The 21,559-nt window shown below is 38.6% G+C and carries 27 protein-coding genes; 10 read left to right on the forward strand and 17 right to left on the reverse strand.

What is annotated here, in order from left to right; all coding sequences use genetic code 11:
• Positions 1–3: 3 nt before the first annotated feature.
• Positions 4–621: a hypothetical protein gene (locus ACWPKD_RS00635; protein ID WP_455410742.1), complete on the forward strand. Its 618-nt coding sequence runs from the start codon at positions 4–6 to the stop codon at positions 619–621.
• 53 nt (positions 622–674) lie between these two features.
• On the opposite strand, the gene ACWPKD_RS00640 is transcribed toward ACWPKD_RS00635, so the two are convergent.
• Complete coding sequence (locus tag ACWPKD_RS00640) at positions 675–1,436, reverse strand: SPFH domain-containing protein (protein WP_455410743.1); 762 nt, start codon at positions 1,434–1,436, stop codon at positions 675–677.
• 175 nt (positions 1,437–1,611) lie between these two features.
• Here ACWPKD_RS00640 and ACWPKD_RS00645 point away from each other — a divergent pair, with 175 nt between their 5' ends.
• Entirely contained in the window at positions 1,612–2,181 is a 570-nt protein-coding gene (locus tag ACWPKD_RS00645; protein WP_455410744.1) for a hypothetical protein, read from the forward strand.
• Between the two features lie 39 nt (positions 2,182–2,220).
• Here ACWPKD_RS00645 and ACWPKD_RS00650 read toward each other — a convergent pair whose 3' ends face one another.
• The 11 genes from ACWPKD_RS00650 to ACWPKD_RS00700 all read right to left on the reverse strand — a co-directional run bounded on the left by ACWPKD_RS00650 (position 2,221) and on the right by ACWPKD_RS00700 (position 9,457).
• Positions 2,221–2,754, reverse strand: coding sequence for a mechanosensitive ion channel domain-containing protein (locus ACWPKD_RS00650; RefSeq protein ID WP_455410745.1), 534 nt, complete (start codon positions 2,752–2,754; stop codon positions 2,221–2,223).
• A 10-nt stretch (positions 2,755–2,764) separates the two neighbouring features.
• Positions 2,765–3,352 (reverse strand): Maf-like protein, encoded by a 588-nt coding sequence (locus tag ACWPKD_RS00655; protein ID WP_455410746.1) that lies wholly within the window; start codon positions 3,350–3,352, stop codon positions 2,765–2,767.
• On the reverse strand, positions 3,345–4,268 hold the full coding sequence (locus tag ACWPKD_RS00660; protein WP_455410747.1) for a geranylgeranylglycerol-phosphate geranylgeranyltransferase: 924 nt from the start codon (positions 4,266–4,268) through the stop codon (positions 3,345–3,347). Before ACWPKD_RS00660 ends, ACWPKD_RS00655 begins: the two co-directional genes overlap by 8 nt.
• A 68-nt stretch (positions 4,269–4,336) precedes the next feature.
• Positions 4,337–4,864, reverse strand: coding sequence for a KdsC family phosphatase (locus tag ACWPKD_RS00665; protein ID WP_455410748.1), 528 nt, complete (start codon positions 4,862–4,864; stop codon positions 4,337–4,339).
• On the reverse strand, positions 4,857–5,612 hold the full coding sequence (locus ACWPKD_RS00670) for a Rossmann-like and DUF2520 domain-containing protein (RefSeq protein WP_455410749.1): 756 nt from the start codon (positions 5,610–5,612) through the stop codon (positions 4,857–4,859). The genes ACWPKD_RS00665 and ACWPKD_RS00670 overlap by 8 nt, the downstream gene beginning before the upstream one ends.
• A 5-nt stretch (positions 5,613–5,617) precedes the next feature.
• The gene (locus ACWPKD_RS00675; protein ID WP_455410750.1) at positions 5,618–6,085 is read right to left on the reverse strand and encodes a hypothetical protein; all 468 of its coding nucleotides are present in this window, start codon (positions 6,083–6,085) and stop codon (positions 5,618–5,620) included.
• 8 nt (positions 6,086–6,093) lie between these two features.
• Positions 6,094–6,846, reverse strand: coding sequence for a triose-phosphate isomerase (tpiA, locus tag ACWPKD_RS00680; protein ID WP_455410751.1), 753 nt, complete (start codon positions 6,844–6,846; stop codon positions 6,094–6,096).
• Positions 6,847–7,356 carry a TlpA family protein disulfide reductase gene (locus ACWPKD_RS00685; protein WP_455410752.1) on the reverse strand — a complete coding sequence of 170 codons (510 nt, stop codon included), beginning with the start codon at positions 7,354–7,356 and terminating at the stop codon, positions 6,847–6,849. It lies immediately after the preceding gene.
• Between the two features lie 10 nt (positions 7,357–7,366).
• Entirely contained in the window at positions 7,367–8,464 is a 1,098-nt protein-coding gene (locus ACWPKD_RS00690) for a BT_3928 family protein (protein ID WP_455410753.1), read from the reverse strand.
• 1 nt (position 8,465) lies between these two features.
• Complete coding sequence (locus tag ACWPKD_RS00695; RefSeq protein WP_455410754.1) at positions 8,466–8,912, reverse strand: GNAT family N-acetyltransferase; 447 nt, start codon at positions 8,910–8,912, stop codon at positions 8,466–8,468.
• Between the two features lie 2 nt (positions 8,913–8,914).
• Positions 8,915–9,457, reverse strand: coding sequence for a DUF1599 domain-containing protein (locus ACWPKD_RS00700; RefSeq protein ID WP_455410755.1), 543 nt, complete (start codon positions 9,455–9,457; stop codon positions 8,915–8,917).
• Positions 9,458–9,624: 167 nt separating this feature from the next.
• On the opposite strand from ACWPKD_RS00700, the gene folP reads away from it, so the two are divergent.
• A complete protein-coding gene (folP, locus tag ACWPKD_RS00705; RefSeq protein WP_455410756.1) occupies positions 9,625–10,482 on the forward strand; it encodes a dihydropteroate synthase in 858 nt (285 codons plus the stop codon).
• A 14-nt stretch (positions 10,483–10,496) separates the two neighbouring features.
• Here the strand turns inward: folP and ACWPKD_RS00710 are convergent, their stop codons facing one another.
• From ACWPKD_RS00710 to rlmH, 4 genes are all read right to left on the reverse strand, one after another.
• Positions 10,497–10,961 (reverse strand): CHRD domain-containing protein, encoded by a 465-nt coding sequence (locus tag ACWPKD_RS00710; RefSeq protein ID WP_455410757.1) that lies wholly within the window; start codon positions 10,959–10,961, stop codon positions 10,497–10,499.
• A gap of 209 nt (positions 10,962–11,170) precedes the next feature.
• Entirely contained in the window at positions 11,171–13,003 is a 1,833-nt protein-coding gene (locus ACWPKD_RS00715) for a WG repeat-containing protein (protein WP_455410758.1), read from the reverse strand.
• Position 13,004: 1 nt separating this feature from the next.
• Positions 13,005–13,364 (reverse strand): hypothetical protein, encoded by a 360-nt coding sequence (locus tag ACWPKD_RS00720; RefSeq protein WP_455410759.1) that lies wholly within the window; start codon positions 13,362–13,364, stop codon positions 13,005–13,007.
• A gap of 276 nt (positions 13,365–13,640) precedes the next feature.
• Positions 13,641–14,114, reverse strand: coding sequence for a 23S rRNA (pseudouridine(1915)-N(3))-methyltransferase RlmH (gene rlmH, locus ACWPKD_RS00725; RefSeq protein ID WP_455410760.1), 474 nt, complete (start codon positions 14,112–14,114; stop codon positions 13,641–13,643).
• 335 nt (positions 14,115–14,449) lie between these two features.
• On the opposite strand from rlmH, the gene nadC reads away from it, so the two are divergent.
• The 4 genes from nadC (at position 14,450) to priA (ending at position 19,527) form a co-directional block, all read left to right on the forward strand.
• On the forward strand, positions 14,450–15,307 hold the full coding sequence (gene nadC, locus ACWPKD_RS00730) for a carboxylating nicotinate-nucleotide diphosphorylase (RefSeq protein WP_455410761.1): 858 nt from the start codon (positions 14,450–14,452) through the stop codon (positions 15,305–15,307).
• A gap of 37 nt (positions 15,308–15,344) precedes the next feature.
• A complete protein-coding gene (locus ACWPKD_RS00735; protein ID WP_455410762.1) occupies positions 15,345–16,283 on the forward strand; it encodes a YihY/virulence factor BrkB family protein in 939 nt (312 codons plus the stop codon).
• A gap of 89 nt (positions 16,284–16,372) precedes the next feature.
• Positions 16,373–16,942 carry a chalcone isomerase family protein gene (locus ACWPKD_RS00740; RefSeq protein WP_455410763.1) on the forward strand — a complete coding sequence of 190 codons (570 nt, stop codon included), beginning with the start codon at positions 16,373–16,375 and terminating at the stop codon, positions 16,940–16,942.
• 134 nt (positions 16,943–17,076) lie between these two features.
• The gene (priA, locus tag ACWPKD_RS00745; protein ID WP_455410764.1) at positions 17,077–19,527 is read left to right on the forward strand and encodes a replication restart helicase PriA; all 2,451 of its coding nucleotides are present in this window, start codon (positions 17,077–17,079) and stop codon (positions 19,525–19,527) included.
• On the opposite strand, the gene ACWPKD_RS00750 is transcribed toward priA, so the two are convergent.
• A complete protein-coding gene (locus ACWPKD_RS00750; protein ID WP_455410765.1) occupies positions 19,524–20,222 on the reverse strand; it encodes a LytR/AlgR family response regulator transcription factor in 699 nt (232 codons plus the stop codon). The genes priA and ACWPKD_RS00750 overlap by 4 nt on opposite strands.
• Positions 20,223–20,392: 170 nt before the next feature.
• Here ACWPKD_RS00750 and rpsF point away from each other — a divergent pair, with 170 nt between their 5' ends.
• The 3 genes from rpsF to rplI all read left to right on the forward strand — a co-directional run bounded on the left by rpsF (position 20,393) and on the right by rplI (position 21,547).
• Positions 20,393–20,734, forward strand: a complete 342-nt coding sequence (gene rpsF / locus ACWPKD_RS00755; RefSeq protein ID WP_455410766.1) for a 30S ribosomal protein S6 — start codon at positions 20,393–20,395, stop codon at positions 20,732–20,734.
• Positions 20,735–20,739: 5 nt separating this feature from the next.
• Positions 20,740–21,036 carry a 30S ribosomal protein S18 gene (gene rpsR, locus ACWPKD_RS00760; protein ID WP_091096943.1) on the forward strand — a complete coding sequence of 99 codons (297 nt, stop codon included), beginning with the start codon at positions 20,740–20,742 and terminating at the stop codon, positions 21,034–21,036.
• A gap of 67 nt (positions 21,037–21,103) precedes the next feature.
• Entirely contained in the window at positions 21,104–21,547 is a 444-nt protein-coding gene (gene rplI, locus ACWPKD_RS00765) for a 50S ribosomal protein L9 (protein WP_455410767.1), read from the forward strand.
• The last annotated feature ends 12 nt before the right edge of the window (positions 21,548–21,559 follow it).

Here is a 21,559-nt window from a genome sequence, read left to right on the forward strand (position 1 = left end):
TTTATGAAGAAGATTTTCTGTGTCATAGTTTTACTTTTATCGGTTCAATTTTGTTTTGGACAGAGAAATCCCGGGATGAAATGTGGCTGGTATGGAAAGAAAACACCCTTGGAAAGAAAGAAAATTGCTCCATTTGATAAAGCCAAAAAGATTTTGCTGATTGCCTTTCCTTCACCAAATGCAGGTATTATAGTTAATGGCAATCAAGTTGTTATTGATAGTATAACCTTGACTCAAATGAATTATAAGGTAATTAAGTCATTTACTACTTCTGAAAAGTATAAATATTATGCGACGGAGATAGTCGAATTGCCAACTTCGCAAATTGACGAACTGAGTAATTGGATGATTAACTTCAAAGTTATAAGGAGACCAAAGGAAGTAATTGTAAATATGACAAATTGTTATGAACCTCGTAATGCGGTATTATTTCTGGATGAAAACAATAATGTGGTTTCGCATTTGGAAATCTGTTTCGAATGTGGGCAATATTATTTAACGCCTGAAAGTATTTCGGATTTTAATGATTTGTGCAAGCTTGGGGGATGTGACGAACATCAAATTTTACTGAAAGAGTTTTTCAGAAAGAGCGGAATCAAATACGGTATTGATATGCGATAAAAACGAAACCCTGAGTGAAAGCTCAGGGTTTTCTTTTTAAGATAATCGATTTGTTATTCGGTTTTCTTGCTATTCACTAAATCCGTGAAGCTTTTGGCGGCATTGGTAAAGTCGGACGGAACCAGGACAATAGTGGTCGTATTATTGTCGATACCGATTTCGGATAACATTTGCATTCTTCTTAATTCCAGAGCTATAGGACTTTCAGCCATTTTTGTAGCACCTTGTGTAAGCTTGATGGAAGCGTCTAATTCGGCTTCTGCTTTCACGATACGGGCTCGTTTTTCACGGATGGCTTCCGCTTCCCTTGCCATGGCTCTTTGCATGCCTTCAGGGATTTCGACATCTTTCATCTCCACCATTTCAATTTTTATCCCCCAAGGCTCGGTGGCGGTGTCAACAATTTTCTGAAGTGTGCCGTTTATTTTTTCCCTTTCCCTTAATACTTCGTCAAGACTGTGTTGACCAATGATGTTTCGCAGTGCGGTTACGGAGAATTGATACACGGCTTTATTGTAGTCGGCCACTTTAATGATGGCATCTTCCGGAACGGTAATCTTAAACCAGAGTACAGCATTTACTTTAATGGTTACACTGTCTTTGGTAATGGTTTCCTGTTGTTCCAAATCTACGGTTTTGGTTCGGATGTCTACTCGCTGCTGTCGGTCTATAAATGGGATGATCCAGTAAAGTCCCGGACCTTTTATGGATTGAAAGCGTCCAAGTCTGAAAACAACTCCTCTTTGGTACTCCTGAGCAATTCGGAATCCTGATAAAAGGATTAACACCAGAACTGCAATGATTGGTAAAATCATGATTGTTTTTTTTAGTTGATAAAGTGTTTTTAAATAAAAAACGAATTTGAATATTGCATCAGTACTTATACGTAGTATTTACATAAAAGTGTACAAAAAAACTGCATTATTTTGCTACCTTTAAAAATTCAAATCAGCGCTTGAAAGTAAGCGAAACACTAACCATAGCAAATCCATGGAATCCGGCGGGCACTTTATTTTTGAACTTTTAAAAATCGGAATTTTAGGTTTTATCTATGCCAACATTATCTGGTTCATTTTTAAAGGGATAGCGAAACGGAAAAACGTATTCTGGCTTCAGAAAGCCCTCGAATCCAAGCGAAGATTGTGGATTTGGAGTTCCATAGTTTTATTTGTTTATATGCTGACACCGTTCGGTTACCACGGTCTGGGAGACAGCGCAAGAATACCACTTGGTTTCCGTAACGAAATAAGTAATATCAATTGGACCGAATACGGGAGTTTATATGACATCGAAACCAGTGAGGGCAATCCATTGGAAACAACAGCTTTTCTTTTGAAAAATAATATGGTTTGCGGAAACCTGTCCAGCGGATTCTATGACTATAAAAATTCTTTTTTTGTATACGATTTGAGTACGGAACAACTAAAGGAATTTGTAACAGAAACTGACTATAATCAGTATGCCGAAAAGCAAAACCTTCCACTTTCAGCGGAATTCAAAAGTTTCGAAGAAAACTACAGGGCATATTGGGGCGGCTGGAGGTTTTTTCTGCTTCCGTAAGTAATACATCGAATTTGTAACAGGAAAGTATTCTTTTTCCTAATCCATGAATTCTTTATGATTGCTTTTGTAATGCTTGATGATGGTAATTCCCTTTTGGATCAATAAGTTGTTGGGATAGGTAACGCGTTCACCATCTTTGGTTTTCAGTAAAGCATGGAAAGCCGTAATGTCTATGATTTCACCTTGCACTGGATAATCTTTATCGTGTATAAGGATGATATCGCCAATCTTAAACGGAAAATTAAAGAACAGGATGATGCCGGCCGTTATATTACTTAAAATCGACCATTGTGCAAACATAGCCACACCGATAACCGCAGAAATAGACGAGGCAAAAATCACCACCTGTTGTGTCCGTACACCCCAAATGGTAAAGAGCGCAATGACAATAATAATGGAAAAGAGGATGTTGATGTACTTAATAACCAATTTGGTTCGTCGATGATCTATAATTTCCGAACCTTTTGCAAAACGCCTGATGATTTTCGGCATAAGAAGCCGTGCCAAGATATAAAGTACAAGGGTTACGGCCGTAGCAACAATTTCGAAAAAAAAGTGGTTGTCAAACATTTCACAAACATTATACTACAAATGTAAGCAAATGTTGATAAACTTTATCCACAGGTAACCCCACAACGTTAGCATAGGAACCGTCAATTCTTGAAATGGCCACCAAACCGATCCATTCCTGAATACCGTATGAACCTGCTTTGTCAAAAGGTTTGTAATGTTCAAGATAATATCGGATGGCTTCATCAGAAAGCGGATTGAAGGTCACTTTGGTTACTTCGTAAAAAGTATCGTTTTTGTGTTTGGTCCTGATACAAACTGAAGTAATTACTTCATGCGTTTTTCCGGAAAGGGATTGCAGCATCTGAAAAGCATCGTTGTAGTCTTTAGGTTTTCCCAAGGCTTTCCCTTCGTGCCAGACAATGGTGTCGCTGGTTACCAAAATGTCGGTATCGGTAAGTTCTCCGGCAAAGGCATCGGCTTTTAATTCGGCTAAATAATTAGTGATTTCTTCGGCTTTTAGGGTGTCGGAATAAATCTCTTCCACTTCTTTCAGGCGAATCTCAAAATCCAGATCCAGTTCTTTAAAGAATTGTTGTCTTCGCGGTGAACCTGAGGCCAGAATTATGGTGTAGTTGTTTAACTTCTCTCTAAGCATTTAGTTTCATGTTTACGGTAATAACAACGATGGAAAGAATACCGAAAAAGAGTATCAGCTTCAAAACCAAACTTAAATGACTGAATTCTTTTTTAGTTTTGGCACTCCAGATTTTAACCAGGAAGTAGATCAGTGGCGCTATTACAAACACAAGTAAATAGTACATAACCCAGTCCAGACTCAGCAAGTTGTTTTTAATGTAAAGTAATAAAAGCGCAATAGGAATCAGAGCTAAGGCGAATACGACTTTTGCTGTCCTGTCTTTACCTAAAACGATTGGAAGGGTGTTCATCCCGGCATTGTAATCCCCATCCATATCCTCAATATCCTTAACTATTTCCCTAATGAAATTGATGATAAAAGCAAATACGGCGTAATCCATTAAAATACTGAAAAGTATGCGCATCTGTTGTTGATTGCCTTCATGAACTACAGGATATAAATCAAAAATTCCAATGATGATTACACTGAAAGCCAATAATAAAGCGACAATGAAATTACCAATCAATAAGCTTTGTTTCAGACTGGTGGCATACATGTATAATGTTCCGGCAATTACGATGAAAACGGCTGAAAACATAGGTTTCTGAATCAGGTTGGAAAGATAAAAACCAATCCCGACACCAATGACGTTCAAAACCACATACATATTATAAGCTGTCCCTTCCGAAATGTGTTTGCCCACAACAACATCATTAGGTTTGGCAATCTGATCGGTTTCCTGATCCATGATGTTGTTGATTACATAGCCGCCGGCCGCAATAAAAACGGTAGCTACTGTCAGTAAAACGAATTGCAGATCCGTTAAGCCCAACATAAGATCGGGTTGGCTTTTCAGGTAGACAAAATGAAAAACAAGCTGCATCAGTGCCAGCAGTAACAGATTTTGGAAACGAATTAGTTTTAGGAATTTCATGTTCGGTATTTAGTAATCAGTGATTAGTGGTTAGTAATTAGTGGTTTGCAGTAAACTGTAAACTTTTTCTAATCATATTTAGCATCAAAATGTTCCATCCATTTTCCCTGTACTTTCATGACCTGTTCGATTACATCACGAACGGCACCTTTTCCACCGTTTTTATGGGAAATGTAATTGCTGATGCCTTTAATTTCGGGTGAAGCATCCTGAGGGCAGGTTGGAAGGCCTACCAATTGCATCACGTGATAATCCGGAATGTCATCGCCCATGTACAAAACCTGCCCGGGTTTGATGTTGTAGATATCGGTAAATTCTTTGAAGGTTTCCACTTTATCATGAACGCCCAAATGAATATCGGTAATACCAAGATTTCGTAATCGTATGCGCACACCTTCATTGCTTCCGCCGGAAATGATGCAAACCGTGTAGCCGTTTTCCACAGCGGCTTTCATGGCATAGCCATCGCGGATGTTCATTTCACGTAGCATTTCACCGGTTGGGGTAACATGAACGGTTCCGTCAGTAAGTACGCCATCCACATCGAATACGAATGTGGTAATCTCGTTCATGATTTCTTTATAACTTTTAGCCATTATTTTTTTGTATGGATTGGGTTAGCAGCGTATAAATCGCTTTTTTATTTTCATCTTCCAGAAAGGCAAGATGTTTGTCTATGGTTTTTTGGTCGTGTCGTAGGGCAGGCCCCGTCTGTGCTTCTTTGGGGGAAAGCGTTTTTATTTTATCGGCGGTTTCCTGAATCAGCGGAAAAAGAATTTCAAAAGGAACGTTGTTTTCTTCACAAATCTCATTGCCTAACTGATACAGATGATTCACAAAATTACAGGAAAACACGGCTGCCACATGTAAACTTTGTCTTTGTTCGGAACTGATCTTGAAGACTTTATCCGAAATGGTTTTGCCCACCTTTTCAAGCAAGGCATAATCGGTTTCCTTTTCGGTTTCCAGACAAAGCGGAACTTCCCTGAAATCAATTGCTTTTGATTTTGAAAACGTTTGTAGCGGATAGAAAACACCTTTTCGGTTTTTAGCGTTCAAAACATCAAGTCCCATACTGCCGGAGGTATGCACCACCAATTGATTTTCAAAAGGCAATCCGTTCGCCACTTCAGCAATTGCACCATCGGTAACGGAAATGATGGTTAGGTCGGCCGGTTTTAAAAGGTTGTAATCGGTTATGATTTTCTCATCGGAAATCAAATGGCGTACTGCTTCACGCTTACGCGAAAAAACCTGTTGCAGCATTACTTTTTCGGATTGTTGAAAAACCGAAATCAGGTGCTGTGCCACATTGCCGGAACCGATAATATTAACTGTAATCATAACTATTACCTTGTTTTCTTCCAGTTTGGTTCAATCTGTGTTATCTTTCTGAAAAAGAAGTAAAGGAAAATTATTTCAAACCGGATTTCAAGAGAAAAACCTTCATGCTCATCAAAAAAAGGATACACGAGCATCATCAGCAAGGAAATCACAAGCCCGATGTAGCTGTCTATTTTGGCCAAATCAATAGCGAAATCTTTTTCAAACCACAAGCTTATTGCTGTAACTGCCTTAAGACTTATCAGGGATAATACAAACATTCCCATAAGGGAAAAAGGCTGGTTGGTTTCAAGGCCGTATAACGCTAAATCAAAAGTGCCGTCAATAGCACCATAAACTAAAGCGAATGGAACCGCAGCTCCCATAATCATAAAGATCCAGGTAAATATTTTAATCCAAAGCGGCAAAAGGCTTCTGCGTCTTGGGTAGTTTACAGCGAATTCAGCTTCGTCCAATAATCCTTCGTTTTCCATATATCTGATTAGAATGCGTCAACAATTGCCACAAAATCTTCTGCTTTTAAAGAAGCGCCGCCAATCAGTCCGCCGTCTACGTCCGCTTGGGAGAAAATTTCTTTTGCGTTATCGGCTTTTACACTGCCGCCGTAAAGGATGGAAACATTTTCGGAAACACTTTCCCCATACTTATGACGAATGGTTTCACGGATAAAATGATGCATTTCCTGTGCCTGCTGGGGAGTAGCTGTTTCACCCGTTCCGATAGCCCAAACGGGTTCGTAAGCCAAAACAATGTTTACCCAGGCATTCGCGCCCAAATGGAACAATCCGTCGCGTAGTTGATAATCCACCACATTGAAATGCTGTTTGTTCTGACGGTCTTTCAGTTCTTCACCGATGCAGAAAATTACGCGCATTTCGTGTTTTAAAGCAGTATCCACTTTATTGGCCAGTACCGTATCGGTTTCCTTAAAATACTGACGACGTTCGGAATGCCCTAGAATAACATTGTTCACCCCGATGGAAGTTAACATTTCCGCCGAAACTTCTCCGGTAAACGCACCGCCTTCCGCCTGATGCATGTTCTGGGCTGCAACGCCAACATTAGTGTGCTCCAGAATATGAACGGCCTGTGATAAGTTAACGAAAGAAGGTGCAACAAGCACCTCCACTTCTTTACCGGAAGGTAATTGGTTTAGGATGTCCGAAAGCAAACCGGCAGTTTCTCCGGCGTTCTTATTCATTTTCCAGTTTCCGGCAACAATATTGTGTCTCATTTATTTAAGTGTTTTTAAAGTCTCAATCAATTTTTGGTCATCGGCTTCAATAGCTTTGTACAAGGCAATGGTTCCTTTTTTGTCCACTACCATATAGCGCGGGATCCAATCCAGGTTAACGGCTTTTCCGAAAACACCTTTCATGCCGTCGGTAGCCATATAATGTTCGCCGTTTACTTCGTATTTTTCAATGCCTTTTTTCCAGGCTTCCGGCGTTTTGTCCATCGAGATGAACAGGTAAGTGGCATCCGGAAACTCTTTTTGCAGTGCTTTTACTTTCGGCATTCCTTTGATACAATCGGAACACCAGGAAGCCCAGATGTCCATTACTATGGTTTTGCCTTCATATTTTTTAAGGATTTCCTTAAAGGTGATCTGGCCGCCATCGGTGGTTACCATTACATTTTCCAATGCTTCTTTTTTAAAAGCCGTATCGTCTTTTTTCTGGGTGTACGAATACGTGGCAAAGGCAATCAAAGCTCCGGTAATAACTAAAAATATCTTTTTCATGATTTGGGAATTATAAGTTTACATCTTCAATATCGTTCCAGTGTTTCTTATCAACAATCGTTCCTTTGTGCAGCACAACAATACTAGGGTTGGCTCTTTCGATGGTTTTAAGTGTCGTGGCGTCACAAAAGTAATAATCAAAAGTGATATGGTTTTCTTTTCGGTATTGGGCAATATCTTCAATCGGTGAAGCCGTCATCCCGACTATTTTGTACCCTTTTGCCTGTGCCTTTTTGGAGAATTCTTCTAATTTGGCTAAACCGTCCGTTTTCGCTTTTTTCAAATCGTAGGAAATAAGTAAAATCACTTTAGGAGCGTTAAGCATTTCTTCTGTAAAATCCTGACCGTCCAATTCGATGGTGAAATCATGGATAGGGGGTACGTAGCCCTGAGAAATCAGTTTGTCTTCACGACGCACGAATTCAGCGCCTTCCGGCAGGCTCATTAAATCTTTTTCACCGAAATTCTGTTCTTTGCCTTTTACTTTATACACGAAATTCATTTCATAAACCGAACGTGCAGCGCCTTCCGGGAATTCCATTCCTTTCTGGATATTGGTCCCTATTTTATACGCTCTGAAATCTTTCAGCGGTAAATGATTCAGTACCCAGTAGCCCATGAAAATGCAAAGTCCTAACGAAACTAATGTGGTTAAAGTACCAACCATAGGTTTGAAAAGCGGTTTTACATGTTTGTGTCCGAAGCACAGAATCAGGATGAATACCAGTAAAGCCACATCTTTATAAAACGATTGCCAAGGCGTCAGTTTTAAAGCATCTCCGAAACACCCACAATCCGTAACTTTATTGAAATAAGCCGAATAAAACGTCAGGAACGTAAAGAATACGATCATTAACAGTAAACTCCATAACGTCAGTTTCGGTTTGTACCCGATTAGTAATGCTACGCCTAATACCACTTCAAAAATCACTACAAACAAGGCGATGGCTAACGCATACGGAACCAAAGCCGGCAGGTTTAATACGGTTTCAGAAAAGTATTCTTCCAGTTTAAATGAAAACCCCGTAGGATCATTCAGTTTGATCAATCCGGAAATGATGAACAATACACCTACTAAAAATCGTGATAAATGAACTAAGTATTTCATACTATTTTTTATGGTTTTGGAGCCATTCGCTGGCCGTCATTTCAAATTTTATTTCTTTGGTCCCGTGCATCCCGGTTGCTGTCCAGCCGGCTTTACGGTAAAAGGCTTCCGCTCTGGTGTCGAAGGCGGTTCCAAGCCAAACGGTTTCTTTGTTTTGCCCGAAATACCAATCCAGCATTAAATCGTGGAGCTTTCTGCCAATGCCCTTTTTTTCAAAATCAGGATGAACAAATAAGGCCCAGATGTTGTTGTCTTCCAAATCGGCAATCGAAAACCCGACAATACGGTTATCGGTTTCGCAAACCCAGCCTTTTCCTCGCTTAAAGAGAAATTCTTCACAATCCGCATCGCTAACCAAAGCAGGGTTGGACAAAGTGTTTTCCTTTACCGAATTCCTTACGATTTGAATTTGCGGAATGTCCTCGATATGTGCTTCTCTGAAAATCATGGTTATTTTGCAAAACCCATTAAAATCAAGGCAAATACCGAATAATTGATCATGTCCTGGTAATTCGCATCGATTCCTTCGGAAACTAAAGTTTTTCCTTTGTTGTCTTCGATTTGTTTTACGCGAAGCAGTTTCTGTAAAATCAAATCTGTCAACGAACTCACGCGCATGTCACGCCAAGCCTCACCGTAGTCATGGTTTTTGGCTTCCATCAGGGTTTTGGTCAGTAAAACTTTCTCATCATACAAACGAACCGCAGTTTCCCAATCCAGATCCGGTTGGTCCGCTACGCCTAAGTCTAATTGGATAAGTGCTATAATGCAATAGTTGATGATACCGATGAATTCCCCGGTTTCGTCTTCGTCCACCTTGCGTACTTCATTTTCTTGTAAACTTCTGATTCTTTGTGCTTTTATGAAGATCTGATCGGTTAGGGAAGGAAGACGTAAAATGCGCCAGGCACTTCCGTAATCTTTCATTTTTTTGCTGTACAAATCGCGACAGATCCCGATTACTTTATCGTATTCCTGAGAGGTATTGCTCATTATTCTGATTATCTTTGTTCTTGAATTTTCAAATGTAAAGAAATTCCAAGGAAATCTGAAATTGGGATTGAAGATTGTTGATTTGAGATTGAAGATTGATTATCGAATTCATAACTCATAACTCATAACTCATAATTCATAACTCATAATTCGTAATTCGTAATTGAATGTATATCAACTGTAAAGGAAATCTTATCGATTTAGCATCACCGAAAATAATGGGGATTTTAAACATCACCCCGGATTCTTTTTTTGATGGCGGAAAATATAAAACTGATGCCGATTTTCTGAAACAAACGGAAAAAATGCTGATGGAAGGCGCTGCTTTCATTGATGTTGGGGCTTATTCCTCAAGACCGAATGCCGCTTTTGTTTCGGAAGAAGAAGAAATTGCAAGACTGGAGCCGATCATTGCCTTGCTGATTAAAGAGTTTCCGGAAGTGCTGCTGTCGGTTGATACCTTCCGTTCGCAGGCTGCCAAAGTTGCCATTGAAAAAGGAGCAGCCATGATCAACGATATTTCCGCCGGTTTGTTAGATGAGAAGATGCTAACCATCGTAGCGGAAGCAAAAGTGCCCTACATCATGATGCACATGCGCGGGACACCTCAAACCATGACTTCGCTAACCGATTATGATGCTATTATAAAAGAAATGCTTACGTATTTTTCTGAGCGGATTGCAGCAGCAAGAAGCTTGGGAATTAACGATATAATCATAGATCCGGGCTTTGGTTTTGCCAAAACACTGGAACAAAATTATGAAGTGCTTCAACAACTGGAATTGTTTCAGCTGCTGGAACTGCCTTTGCTTTCAGCGGTTTCCCGAAAATCAATGATCTATAAACTTCTCAATTCCGATTCAAAAAACGCTTTAAACGGAACCACTTTTTTAAATACGGTTTCCCTGATGAAAGGGGCCAAAATACTAAGAGTGCATGATGTAAAAGAAGCGATGGAATGCGTAAGTCTTTTTGAGAAAATGAATAAGCCCCACTTTAAGAGTGAGGCTAGGTTTGCATTATAGGTTTCAAAAGAGATCTAATAACTACCGGAACTTTGTTTTATTAACTGCCCTCTGATTTCACCATCAGGATAAGCTGATGTGTGGAGGTTTACGTAGTATCCGTTTGCTTTCAGGGTGGTTTCCTGTGCAGCAGATAATACCGGAGTGTCAAATATTATAGGTGACGTTAAGCTTGGAAAAGCAAAAACCGGAGCACCACTTACTCCTACGGCTCCCTGATGAATATGTCCGGCGGTAGCTGGGCCTGTTAACCCGCTGTACATTATATTTACCGTTGCTATTTTGGTTGTGTTGTCAAAGGTTAATGTAGCGGTACCGGTACCCCCTGAAGGGGTTGGAGGGACTTCGCTGGATCCGTTCAATGTTCCCCTGAATGTGGTGGTATTTGAACCACCGCCACCAGATCCGTAGCTGTCGTCACTTGAACAGGAAACAAACCCTGCCGTAATCAATACGGCAATTATAAATTTGAAAATCATGATTGAAAATAATGAGGTTAAATTGAATTTTACCAGATGTAAAATATTGATTTGAGTTGTAGATTTTTGTAGTTGCCTGTATGTTAGCAATATCCGTCACTAGTAAAGTTAGCCCTTTTTTAGGAAAAAGGGAGTGAAATTAGACTTATCTTAACGTCCCGCTTATTTAGTTGTAAAAAATCAGCTTAAAAGTATTGTTTGCTGTTTTTTTAATTAAGTTTTATTTGGTTTAGATATTTGATTTCTTTTTTATCATTTAAATAACAATCAAAAGACTGATTACTTATGTTATAAATGATTTTATCGTAAATTAATTCAATGATTGTTTTATTATTGTTTGAAATGACACCATATTTTTTGTCAATTGCGACAATATTAAAATCGGGATGAATTATAGCTATGGTATCATATCCGGCCGGAACAATTTCTTTTTCGTCAAAGTCAATTAAACCTATTTTATTATTCTTTTTGAAATAAACTTTATCTCCTTTTATCATTTTGTACCAAACGCTGTCACTAACAACTTTTTGATCATATAAAAGTTTAAGGTTGTTGCTTAAATACTTTATTTTAATATGCTTGGGTTCATCATATGAAAAATAATAATAGCCATTGGGATAGCGCTCTTTGAAATTTTCATAACTGCGGAGTTCCTTTATTTCAAAAACTGATTTTTTCGTATTCAAATCGTATAGTTTCATTTTTTCACCGCATTTCGCCATTAAATGACCGTGATTGGAAAATTGCGATAATTCTAAATAACAATTATCCTCTTTTTCAATGGTGATGCTTATCAATTCGGTTCCATTTGCTTTGAAAATCGTTACCTGACTGCTTTTATCAGCATAATAATTAGTCGCATAAAACAATTTATCTAATTTATTTTCCCGCAAATAGTGTTGTTTGTAGGCAGACAAATTTTTATTGTAGGAGTTCAAATTGTTTAGATCCGAATAGGTTACGTAATCAAATTTTTCAGCGTCAACAATAATGTTTCCATCCAGATCAATTATTCCGTATTTTTTGGAATCCCTGTTGGTGTAGAATTTGAATATTCTTTTTTGATAATCAGAATAGTCTTTGCCGTATATAAAGGAATATTGATTCGTCTGATTGTTATAAGACTCAATTTTAGGATAAGTAAATGGTGCTATCTTGCCCTTTAAATCCATGATTTGCATCCCGTTTTCGGTTGCAATAAAAAAGTTGTCGTTTTCTATTTTAACAACATTTTCATGCGTATTAGGCCGTTCAACAAAATTGCTGTCAATCACTACATCATAATTTTTATACCCCGCTTTTTTAGACTTGGCCCAAATTTCATTTCTCGGTTTGTGATAATAGCAACTGGCATAATTATCAAGGCGTTCATCATTTTCCATATTATAAACACCATAATAACCATTGACGGTATACGCAACCATTGCCAAATTGCTTTTAAGTTGTTCAAAGCTGTAAATAAAAGGAAGTACAGCAACCTTTCCGTCATTGATTTTGAGCATCTTAACCGTTTGGTTATTGTCTTCGATAAGAAGGAAAATTTTGTTTTTATACGTAACTTCAGATTTTACATAACGAATAGAGAAGGGATGTTTCTCTTGTCCGTTAGCATCGAAAAGGGCTTGTATTCCGTTTTTTTGAACTAAAAAAAACGGCTTGTCAATAGTGTAGCAACTAATATTATCATAATTTAAAGGAATAATAATAGTCCCCTTTGTGTCAATGATACCTGTTAATGAATTTTTTTCGGCTATAAGATACTGTTCATCCAGAAAAGCAAGATAAGTATAGTCTGTTCTGAGGATTTGGTTGTTTGCATTGTTTCGTAATCCCCATACACCATTTTGTACATCATAAACTACTTCCAGGTTGTTTGTTTGAAATTTGTGCTTATCGGTTTGGTAATGATACGGTTTGAGGCTTACATCAGTAAGAAAGCGACTGTCGATAGCTTCTTTAGCCGAAACAAACATTTCTTTTTGCGGCTTGCCGGAGCTGCAGGAAAGTAATATGAAAAACGACAGGTAAAGAATTTGTTTCATATTAGTTTTTTGAAATGATTTTTTTCCAGGGATACTTTCTGTAATCCGGATGTTTTTTTACGTTGATTACAAAATCAATAACCGCTCCGCAAAGGCCGGTACTACTGTCACAATCAGGTATTTGTGTATTTCTGTAATCATAATAAATGGTATCATTGGTAATTTTAGCATACATCTTTTCTGGATTAGGAACACTACCGCAACAATCACCCCTGAAATACCCTAAAGTTATTCTTGCAGTATCTTGTTTCTCAACCCATTTCTGAAATTTAGCCTCATCCATCCAGGTATTCTTTGAGTACGCAAAATAAAAATCAAAAGAATTTTGGGAACTCTCGGAACTCATTACTTTTCTAGACACACAAGAGGTTAATAAAATACAAAGGACAGATAAGAAAAAAGGGTGCTTCATTTTACATAAATTTTAGAACTGTTTTATTTCAATTCGTTCCGATAAAGCAGTACATAACGTCACGCCGGTTTTAAATAGTGGCGGACTTTTCATTACTGAGATTTACAAATATACCGAAAAGTTAAAGAGCAAAAAATTGAAAAGAAGAAATGAAAACACCAGCCATTCGATTTCCATTCTAAAGCCAAGCCAGAAGAAAAATATGTAAAGTAAATTGCCTCTTATTTACTGATGATGATAAGGCTCGTTTCTAAGGATGGTAAACCCTCTGTATACTTGCTCGATGAAGAACAGGCGTACCATCTGATGGGAAAAGGTCATGGCCGAAAGCGAAATTTTCCCCTGTGCTTTTTTATACACTTCTTCACTAAAACCGTACGGACCTCCAATAACAAAAACAAGTGTTTTTATACCGGAGTTCATCTTCTTCTGTAATTCTTCGGAAAAACCTACACTGGAAAACGATTTGCCGTTTTCATCCAGCAGAATAAGTTGGTCGGTAGGGGTGAGCTTTGAGAGTATCAGTTCGCCTTCTTTTTCCTTCTGCTGGTTTTCCGAAAGGTTCTTAACGTTCTTGATATCGGGTATGATTTCCAGATCAAACTTAACATAAAACGATAAACGCTTGGTATAATCGTCAATTAACGATTGCAGCGCTTTGTTATCGGTCTTTCCTATGGCGAGAAGTTTGATGTTCATATGGGAATTTTAGGCAAAGATAGTTTTTTACAGCCTAGACTGCAATTCCGGATCCGATGCTTCCAAAGCGGTATTCCTCTTGAAAAGCCTATAAATTTTACAGGTTGATTAGGATTATAGCGTATTTATAGCGTATTTATAGCGTATATAAAGCGTATATATGTCGTGTTTCTTATATGGAAACTTCAGTAGTCTTTAAGGACAGGAACACAAAATCGTTATTCTTGTCGAAAGGTTAAAAGTGTCCGTTAAGGCCGGTATTGTGGTAAAAAACGGCGGTTCGGTTAATTGCGATTCCAAAATATGTGTTATTTTAGCCAGTAAATTGTACGATTATGATTTCAGAAGAACAGTTTCAGAAAGAACTCGAAATAATAATAACCAATGCCATCCGTGAAGATATCGGCGACGGCGACCACAGTTCACTGGCTTGTATTCCGGCATCTGCAACCGGAAAGGCGAAACTTTTGGTAAAAGACGAAGGGATAATTGCCGGTGTGGAATTTGCCAAAATGGTTTTTCAGCATGTAGATCCCAATATGGAAGTGGAAGTTTTCATACAAGACGGTACAACGGTCAAATATGGCGATGTGGTTTTTCATGTTTCGGGAAGTTCCCAATCCATTCTGAAAGCAGAACGTTTAGTGCTTAACGCCATGCAGCGTATGAGCGCCATTGCTACCAAAACCAAAGTCTTTGTGGATTTGCTTGGTGGAACCAATACCAAAATACTCGATACCCGAAAAACCACTCCGGGCATCCGTGCCCTTGAAAAATGGGCGGTTAAAATCGCTGGAGGGGAAAACCATCGTTTCGCTCTTTATGATATGATCATGCTGAAAGATAACCACAACGATTTTGCCGGAGGGATTTCAAAAGCGATTGAAAAAACCAATGCTTATCTGAAAGAACACAATCTTGATCTGAAAATCATCGTGGAAGCCAGAAACCTTGATGAGGTAGCTGAAATTCTCCGTAACGAAGGCGTTTACAGAATCCTGTTGGATAATTTCAATTTTGAGGATACCCGAAAAGCCGTGGAAATGATCGGAAACAGATGCCTCACGGAATCCTCAGGCGGGATTAATGAAAAAACAGTTCGTCAATATGCAGAATGTGGCGTGAATTTTGTATCATCAGGTGCATTGACGCATTCCATTTACAATATGGATTTGAGTCTGAAAGCGATATAAACACTGTAAACCGAGACTGTAAACTGTAACTGAATAGATGTCAAAAGAAATAGAAGAACAAATAGAGAAGATTCCCGTCCTGAACAAACTGATGGCTTTGTGTAAAACCATGAAGGTACCCGGTTTGGAAGGTGTTTCGCTTTATGAAATACTAGAATTATACGGTATAGGGATTGCTAAAGGTGCGTTTTCGTACCGTGCGGCGGCTATTGCGTTCAGTTTCTTTATGGCGCTGTTCCCTTTTGCGCTTTTTATCCTGAACCTTATCCCGTACATACCGTTAGAAGGTTTTCAGGAAGACTTTCTGCAATTCGTTTCAGACAGTGTACCTCCCAATACTTTTGGTGCCGTGGAAACGATTCTGAGCGATATCATGAACAACTCCTATAAAAGCTTACTTTCCTTTGGTTTTCTGATGTCTATCTTCTTAATGGCCAACGGTTTGAATGCAGTTTTAGGAGGTTTTGAATCGTCGTATCACGTAACTATCAAAAGAGGTTATTTCAGGCAGTATGCCGTGTCGATTGGCTTGTCGCTTATTTTTTCGTTTTTGCTGATCGTAACGATTTCTTCGATAGTAGTTTCCGAGGTTTTTATCCAGAAATTTTCTGCACGTTTCCAGTTAGACGATGTTTTAATCATCGAATGGGCCAGGTATTTGTTTATCCTTACCTTGATTTTTGTCGGAACTTCGGTCTTGTTTAAATTCGGAACCAGAGAAACCAAACAAATCCCTTATATCAATGCCGGCGCCATGCTTACAGTGGTTTTGATTATTGTAACTTCTTATGTTTTTGGTATTTACGTAACAAAATTTGCCCGTTATAACGAGTTGTACGGATCAATTGGTACGCTTCTTGTGTTAATGTTTTACATATGGATCAACTGTATGATTTTGCTTTTAGGTTTTGAGTTAAATGCAATTATCAACAAACACAAAAGAAAACACGATAAAAGAAAAAGTTCATTGGAATAAAATCGTGGTTCCTGACGACCGAAAAAGAAGAAATAATAGAAATCAGGAAGAAAAAATTTATATATTTAACAAAACAAAAACTACTTATTATGAAAAAACAGTTCTTAACATTAGTATTGGTAGCCTTTGCAGGTTTGTTTTCGATGACGGCACAAACAACTGAGGTTGGTGGTGTTAAATTGGCTCAGAAAGCTACTATGGAAGGTCAGAATTTAGTACTTAACGGAGCAGGAATCCGTGAAAAAATGTGGATCGACTTATATGTTGGGGCTTTATACTTACCGAAAAAGAGTTCCAATGCGGCTGAAATTATGTCCAGTGCTGATGCAGCGGCTATCAAACTGACCATTATCTCGGGGATGATTACCAGTGATAAAATGATTAACGCTGTAAACGAAGGTTTTGAAAATTCAACTAACGGAAATACAGCGCCAATCAAAGCAAAAATCGCACAATTCAAAGGTTTCTTTAAAGAAGAGATTAAAAAAGGCGATGTATTCGATATCGTAAACGTTCCTGGTAAAGGCGTTGTGGTATCTAAAAACGGAAAAGAAAAAGGAGTTATCGACGGTGCCGATTTCAAAAAAGCATTGTTCGGAATCTGGTTGTCAAACAAACCGGCTGACAAAAACCTGAAAGCAGGTATGTTAGGGAAATAATCCGTAATGAAATAAATAAATTTGAACTGTCCTTCGGGGCAGTTTTTTTATTGTAATCAGTGGCAAACATTTAGATTTCAAATTTTATCCAAAATAAATTACGGAAACTTATATTTGTAGTTCAAAAAAAATCCATGCCTTACTTTATAGAAGTTGTTTTACCCTTGCCTTTGCAGAAAACCTTTACCTATCAGGTTTCGGAGGCGGAATACCACTACATCCAGATTGGGATGCGGGTGGCGGTTCCTTTTGGGAAAAATAAAATCTATACCGGTTTGGTGGTTGAATCGCATCAGAATCCGCCCGCTTTATATCAGGCAAAAGAAATTCATCAGATAGTAGACGAAGCACCGATTGTAAACGAAATCCAGATTGAACACTGGAAATGGATTGCCTCGTACTATATGTGCGCCATTGGAGAAGTCTTTAAAAGTGCTTTACCGAGCGGTTTTCTGTTGGAGAGCGAAACGATTATTTCCGTCTCAAAAGATGCTGAAATTGACACAAAAGAACTTACCGACAGCGAGTTTTTAATCCATCAGGCTTTGCAGCAACAGGCTTCCTTAAAAGTAGAGGATATCATTTCCATTTTAGGGAAGAAGAATGTTTTCCCGGTTCTCAATGCGATGCTTGCCAAAAATGCGCTGGTGTTACAGGAGGAAGTTTCGGAAAAATACAGGCCTAAAGTAACACGATACATTCGTCTGCAGGAAGAATTCCACAATCAGGAACAGCTTTCCGAACTGATGGAAATTTTATCCCGGGCCCAGAAACAGCGTGAATTGGTAATGCATTATTTTCAGATGCAGGCCCGCGAGAAAAAGCCCATTTCCGTTAAGAAATTACTGGATGCCTCCGGAAGTACGGCAGCTGTGGTTAAATCGTTAGTGGATAAATCAATTTTTGAAGAATATCATATTGCAGAGGACCGCGTGAGTTTTGAAAAAGACGATGCTTCTGAATTCCAACTGAGTGCGCCCCAACAAAAAGCCTTTGATGAAATCAAGACTTCTTTTGAAACCAATGCAGTAACCTTACTCCACGGCGTTACGGCATCGGGTAAGACCGAAATTTACATCAAACTGATAGAACAATATATTGATAGCGGAAAACAGGTTTTGTATCTGCTTCCGGAAATTGCTCTTACGACGCAGCTTGTTACCCGATTGACGGCATATTTTGGCAATCAGGTGGCGGTTTTTCATTCGAAATATTCAAATAATGAGCGTGTTGAGGTCTGGAATCAGGTATTGCAGCATTCTGATAAGGCGAAGATTGTCATTGGAGCGCGTTCGGCTTTATTCCTGCCTTTCAGTGATTTAGGATTGATCGTAATTGACGAAGAGCATGAGCAGACGTTTAAACAGTTTGATCCCGCACCGCGTTACCATGCCAGGGACGCGGCTATTGTGCTTGCGTCAAATCATAAAGCAAAAGTTTTGTTGGGTTCGGCTACACCAAGCCTTGAAACCTATTTCAATGTAAAGGCCGACAAATACGGATTGGTAGAACTTTTCGAGCGTTTCGGAAATGTGGTTTTACCGGATATTTATTTAGTAGATCTGAAAGATAAATACAAGCGAAAACGGATGAACGGTCATTTCTCGGATGATTTGCTGGAAGCCATTACGGAATCGCTTTCCCTGGGCGAACAGGTTATTTTGTTCCAGAACCGAAGAGGGTATTCCCCTTTTGTGGAATGCATGACTTGCGGCCATGTACCGCAATGCCCGAGTTGTGATGTGAGTTTGACGTATTACAAATTTAAAAACCAGTTGCGTTGTCATTATTGCGGACATTCTATTGCGAATCCGACGCACTGCCATGCTTGTCAGTCCGTAGATTTGTCAACGAAAGGCTTTGGTACTGAACAGATTGAAATTGAATTACAGTCCCTTTTTCCGAATAAGGTAATCGGAAGAATGGATCAGGATACCACCCGCGGGAAATACGGTTACGAAAAAATCATAGACGCCTTTAAGAATCAGGAAATAGATATACTGGTCGGAACCCAAATGCTCGCCAAAGGATTGCATTTCGACAACGTAACCTTAGTTGGGGTTATGAATGCCGATAACATGCTGAACCAACCTGATTTCCGTTCGCATGAACGCGCGTATCAGATGATGATGCAGGTAGCGGGCAGGGCAGGCCGAAGCGAAAAGCGCGGGAAAGTGATGATACAGACCTATAATCCGTATCATAATGTTATTCAGCAAGTGGTGAGTAACGATTATCTCGGAATGTATAAGGAACAAGTGTATGACCGTCACAATTTTAAATATCCGCCTTATTTCCGTCTGATTAAATTAACGCTAAAGCACCGTGATTTCGATAAACTGAAAGAAGGCTCGCTGTGGATTTACAATGTGTTGGTGCAACAGCTTCAGATTCCTGTGCTGGGGCCGGAAGAACCTGCGATAAGCCGCATCCGCAACGAATACATCCGAACGATCTTAATTAAAATTCCAACTCAGAACCATTTGGGGAATACAAAAAAAACTATCCAGAGGGTACTGAATAGTTTTGAGGCAATTGCCCAATACAGGGCTATTAAAATTTCCGTAAACGTCGATAACTACTAAGCGTTTTCGATTGCTTTTACAAGATCTTCTTTTTTGTTTCGGCTTAAGGGGATTTTATGTGGGCCGATTTCAGCAAACTTGCTGTTGAATTTCTCGATTTTATCAATATTTACGATGAACGATTTGTGAACGCGAATGAATTTTTCTTTCGGCAGTTCGTTTTCGAACGATTTCATGGTTGATAAAACCAGGTGATTGTCTTCTTCGGTAATTACTTTTACATAATCGCCGTAAGCTTCAATCCATTTGATTCTTGAAATGTAAATTTTAAGCTTTTTAAGGTTACTTTTAATAAAGATGTGCGGACTTTCTTCTTCACCGCCACTTTCTTTACTTAACGAAATCATGCTGATGGCTTTTTTAACCGCCTGATTGAATCGTTCTCGGGTGATGGGTTTGTGAAGGTAATCCGTCGCCGCATAATCAAACGCCTTTACGGCATATTCTGCCTTAGAGGTGATAAAGATAACCTGCGGTTTCATTTTTAAGCCGTCCAAAAGGTCGAAACCATTAATAACGGGCATCTCGATATCCAAAAAAACTAAATCAACGTTTTTATTGGTAATACAGTTCTTAGCTTCCACAGCATTAGAAAATTCGCCTACAAGCTCCAGATTTGGGTTGTCATTTACCAGTTTGGTAATGGTCAATCTTTGGATGCTACTATCATCTACAACAATGCAATTTATTTTCATAAGCCTTTGGTGAGAGTTAATATTGAAATAAAAATAGCTAAATTGTTTTAATATCCAAAGCAATTATGTAAAAAAGTTGCATTTCGTCTAAAATACTTGCTTTTCTATTGTGGGTTAAATTTAAATCACTATTTTTGCACCCAATTTTATAACAAATAAATATTTTTATTATGAATCATTATGAAACTGTTTTCATCTTGAATCCCGTTTTATCTGAGCAGCAGGTAAAGGAAACAGTAAGCAAATTCGAAGATTTTCTTACTTCCAGAGGAGCAAAGATGGTATCTAAAGAGGATTGGGGCTTGAAAAAAATGGCTTACGAAATCCAACACAAGAAATCTGGTTTTTACCATTTGTTTCAATTCGAAGCTGCAGGAGATATCCTAATCGCTTTCGAAACTGAGTTCCGTCGTGACGAAAGAGTTATGCGTTTCTTAACTGTAAGTTTAGACAAACATGCAGTAGCTTGGGCTGAGAGAAGAAGAGAAAAATTAAAATCTAAAAAAGCTTAATTACCATGTCAAATATTGAGCAATCTGCAAAAGGAAAAAAAGACGGAGATATCAGATATCTAACGCCTTTGAACATTGAAACTAACAAGACTAAAAAATACTGTCGTTTCAAAAAATCAGGTATCAAATATATCGACTATAAAGATGCTGATTTCTTGTTGAAATTCGTTAACGAGCAAGGTAAAATCCTTCCTCGTCGTTTAACAGGAACTTCATTGAAATACCAAAGAAAAGTGTCTGTGGCTGTGAAAAGAGCTCGTCACTTAGCTTTAATGCCATACGTGGCCGATTTATTGAAATAATTAAAATTAACAGTTGTTGCTCCGACAATCTCGGGGCTAACTTCTAAAAATACAAAAGGACAACAACATGGAACTTATTTTAAAACAAGACGTTCAGAATTTAGGATTTAAAGACGATGTGGTAACTGTAAAACCAGGATACGGTCGTAATTTCTTAATTCCACAAGGAATGGCTATTTTGGCTACTCCTTCTGCTAAAAAAGTTTTAGCTGAAAACTTGAAACAAAAAGCACACAAAGAAGCAAAAATCGTTGCTGATGCAAAAGCAATCGGTGAGGCTTTGAAAGCTTTGGATATCAAAATTACTGCTAAAGCGGGTGGTGAGAAATTATTCGGATCTGTTACTAATGCAGACATCGCTGAGATTTTAGAGAAAAACGGTCAGTCAATCGACAAAAAATTCATCACTTCTGGTATCGTTAAACGTACTGGTAAATACACTGCTTCAGTTCGTTTACACCGTGATGTAATCGTTGAATTACCATACGAAATCGTAGCTGAGCAAGCTTAATTCGTAAAACTT

The sequence above is a fragment of the Flavobacterium pedocola genome (genome assembly GCF_053764385.1).

Bases quoted from the DNA above. Each gene is read 5' to 3' on its own strand.
- ACWPKD_RS00710 (WP_455410757.1), bottom strand. From the start codon at position 10,961: ATGATTTTCAAATTTATAATTGCCGTATTGATTACGGCAGGGTTTGTT.
- folP (WP_455410756.1), top strand. From the start codon at position 9,625: ATGTATATCAACTGTAAAGGAAATCTTATCGATTTAGCATCACCGAAA.
- ACWPKD_RS00655 (WP_455410746.1), bottom strand. From the start codon at position 3,352: ATGCTTAGAGAGAAGTTAAACAACTACACCATAATTCTGGCCTCAGGT.
- ACWPKD_RS00700 (WP_455410755.1), bottom strand. From the start codon at position 9,457: ATGAGCAATACCTCTCAGGAATACGATAAAGTAATCGGGATCTGTCGC.
- ACWPKD_RS00675 (WP_455410750.1), bottom strand. From the start codon at position 6,085: ATGGAAAACGAAGGATTATTGGACGAAGCTGAATTCGCTGTAAACTAC.
- ACWPKD_RS00735 (WP_455410762.1), top strand. From the start codon at position 15,345: ATGTCAAAAGAAATAGAAGAACAAATAGAGAAGATTCCCGTCCTGAAC.
- rpsR (WP_091096943.1), top strand. From the start codon at position 20,740: ATGTCAAATATTGAGCAATCTGCAAAAGGAAAAAAAGACGGAGATATC.
- tpiA (WP_455410751.1), bottom strand. From the start codon at position 6,846: ATGAGACACAATATTGTTGCCGGAAACTGGAAAATGAATAAGAACGCC.
- nadC (WP_455410761.1), top strand. From the start codon at position 14,450: ATGATTTCAGAAGAACAGTTTCAGAAAGAACTCGAAATAATAATAACC.
- ACWPKD_RS00645 (WP_455410744.1), top strand. From the start codon at position 1,612: ATGGAATCCGGCGGGCACTTTATTTTTGAACTTTTAAAAATCGGAATT.
- ACWPKD_RS00670 (WP_455410749.1), bottom strand. From the start codon at position 5,612: ATGATTACAGTTAATATTATCGGTTCCGGCAATGTGGCACAGCACCTG.
- ACWPKD_RS00640 (WP_455410743.1), bottom strand. From the start codon at position 1,436: ATGATTTTACCAATCATTGCAGTTCTGGTGTTAATCCTTTTATCAGGA.
- ACWPKD_RS00750 (WP_455410765.1), bottom strand. From the start codon at position 20,222: ATGAAAATAAATTGCATTGTTGTAGATGATAGTAGCATCCAAAGATTG.
- ACWPKD_RS00715 (WP_455410758.1), bottom strand. From the start codon at position 13,003: ATGAAACAAATTCTTTACCTGTCGTTTTTCATATTACTTTCCTGCAGC.
- ACWPKD_RS00740 (WP_455410763.1), top strand. From the start codon at position 16,373: ATGAAAAAACAGTTCTTAACATTAGTATTGGTAGCCTTTGCAGGTTTG.
- ACWPKD_RS00685 (WP_455410752.1), bottom strand. From the start codon at position 7,356: ATGAAAAAGATATTTTTAGTTATTACCGGAGCTTTGATTGCCTTTGCC.
- priA (WP_455410764.1), top strand. From the start codon at position 17,077: ATGCCTTACTTTATAGAAGTTGTTTTACCCTTGCCTTTGCAGAAAACC.
- rpsF (WP_455410766.1), top strand. From the start codon at position 20,393: ATGAATCATTATGAAACTGTTTTCATCTTGAATCCCGTTTTATCTGAG.
- ACWPKD_RS00690 (WP_455410753.1), bottom strand. From the start codon at position 8,464: ATGAAATACTTAGTTCATTTATCACGATTTTTAGTAGGTGTATTGTTC.
- ACWPKD_RS00665 (WP_455410748.1), bottom strand. From the start codon at position 4,864: ATGGCTAAAAGTTATAAAGAAATCATGAACGAGATTACCACATTCGTA.
- ACWPKD_RS00695 (WP_455410754.1), bottom strand. From the start codon at position 8,912: ATGATTTTCAGAGAAGCACATATCGAGGACATTCCGCAAATTCAAATC.
- rlmH (WP_455410760.1), bottom strand. From the start codon at position 14,114: ATGAACATCAAACTTCTCGCCATAGGAAAGACCGATAACAAAGCGCTG.
- rplI (WP_455410767.1), top strand. From the start codon at position 21,104: ATGGAACTTATTTTAAAACAAGACGTTCAGAATTTAGGATTTAAAGAC.
- ACWPKD_RS00660 (WP_455410747.1), bottom strand. From the start codon at position 4,268: ATGAAATTCCTAAAACTAATTCGTTTCCAAAATCTGTTACTGCTGGCA.
- ACWPKD_RS00635 (WP_455410742.1), top strand. From the start codon at position 4: ATGAAGAAGATTTTCTGTGTCATAGTTTTACTTTTATCGGTTCAATTT.
- ACWPKD_RS00650 (WP_455410745.1), bottom strand. From the start codon at position 2,754: ATGTTTGACAACCACTTTTTTTTCGAAATTGTTGCTACGGCCGTAACC.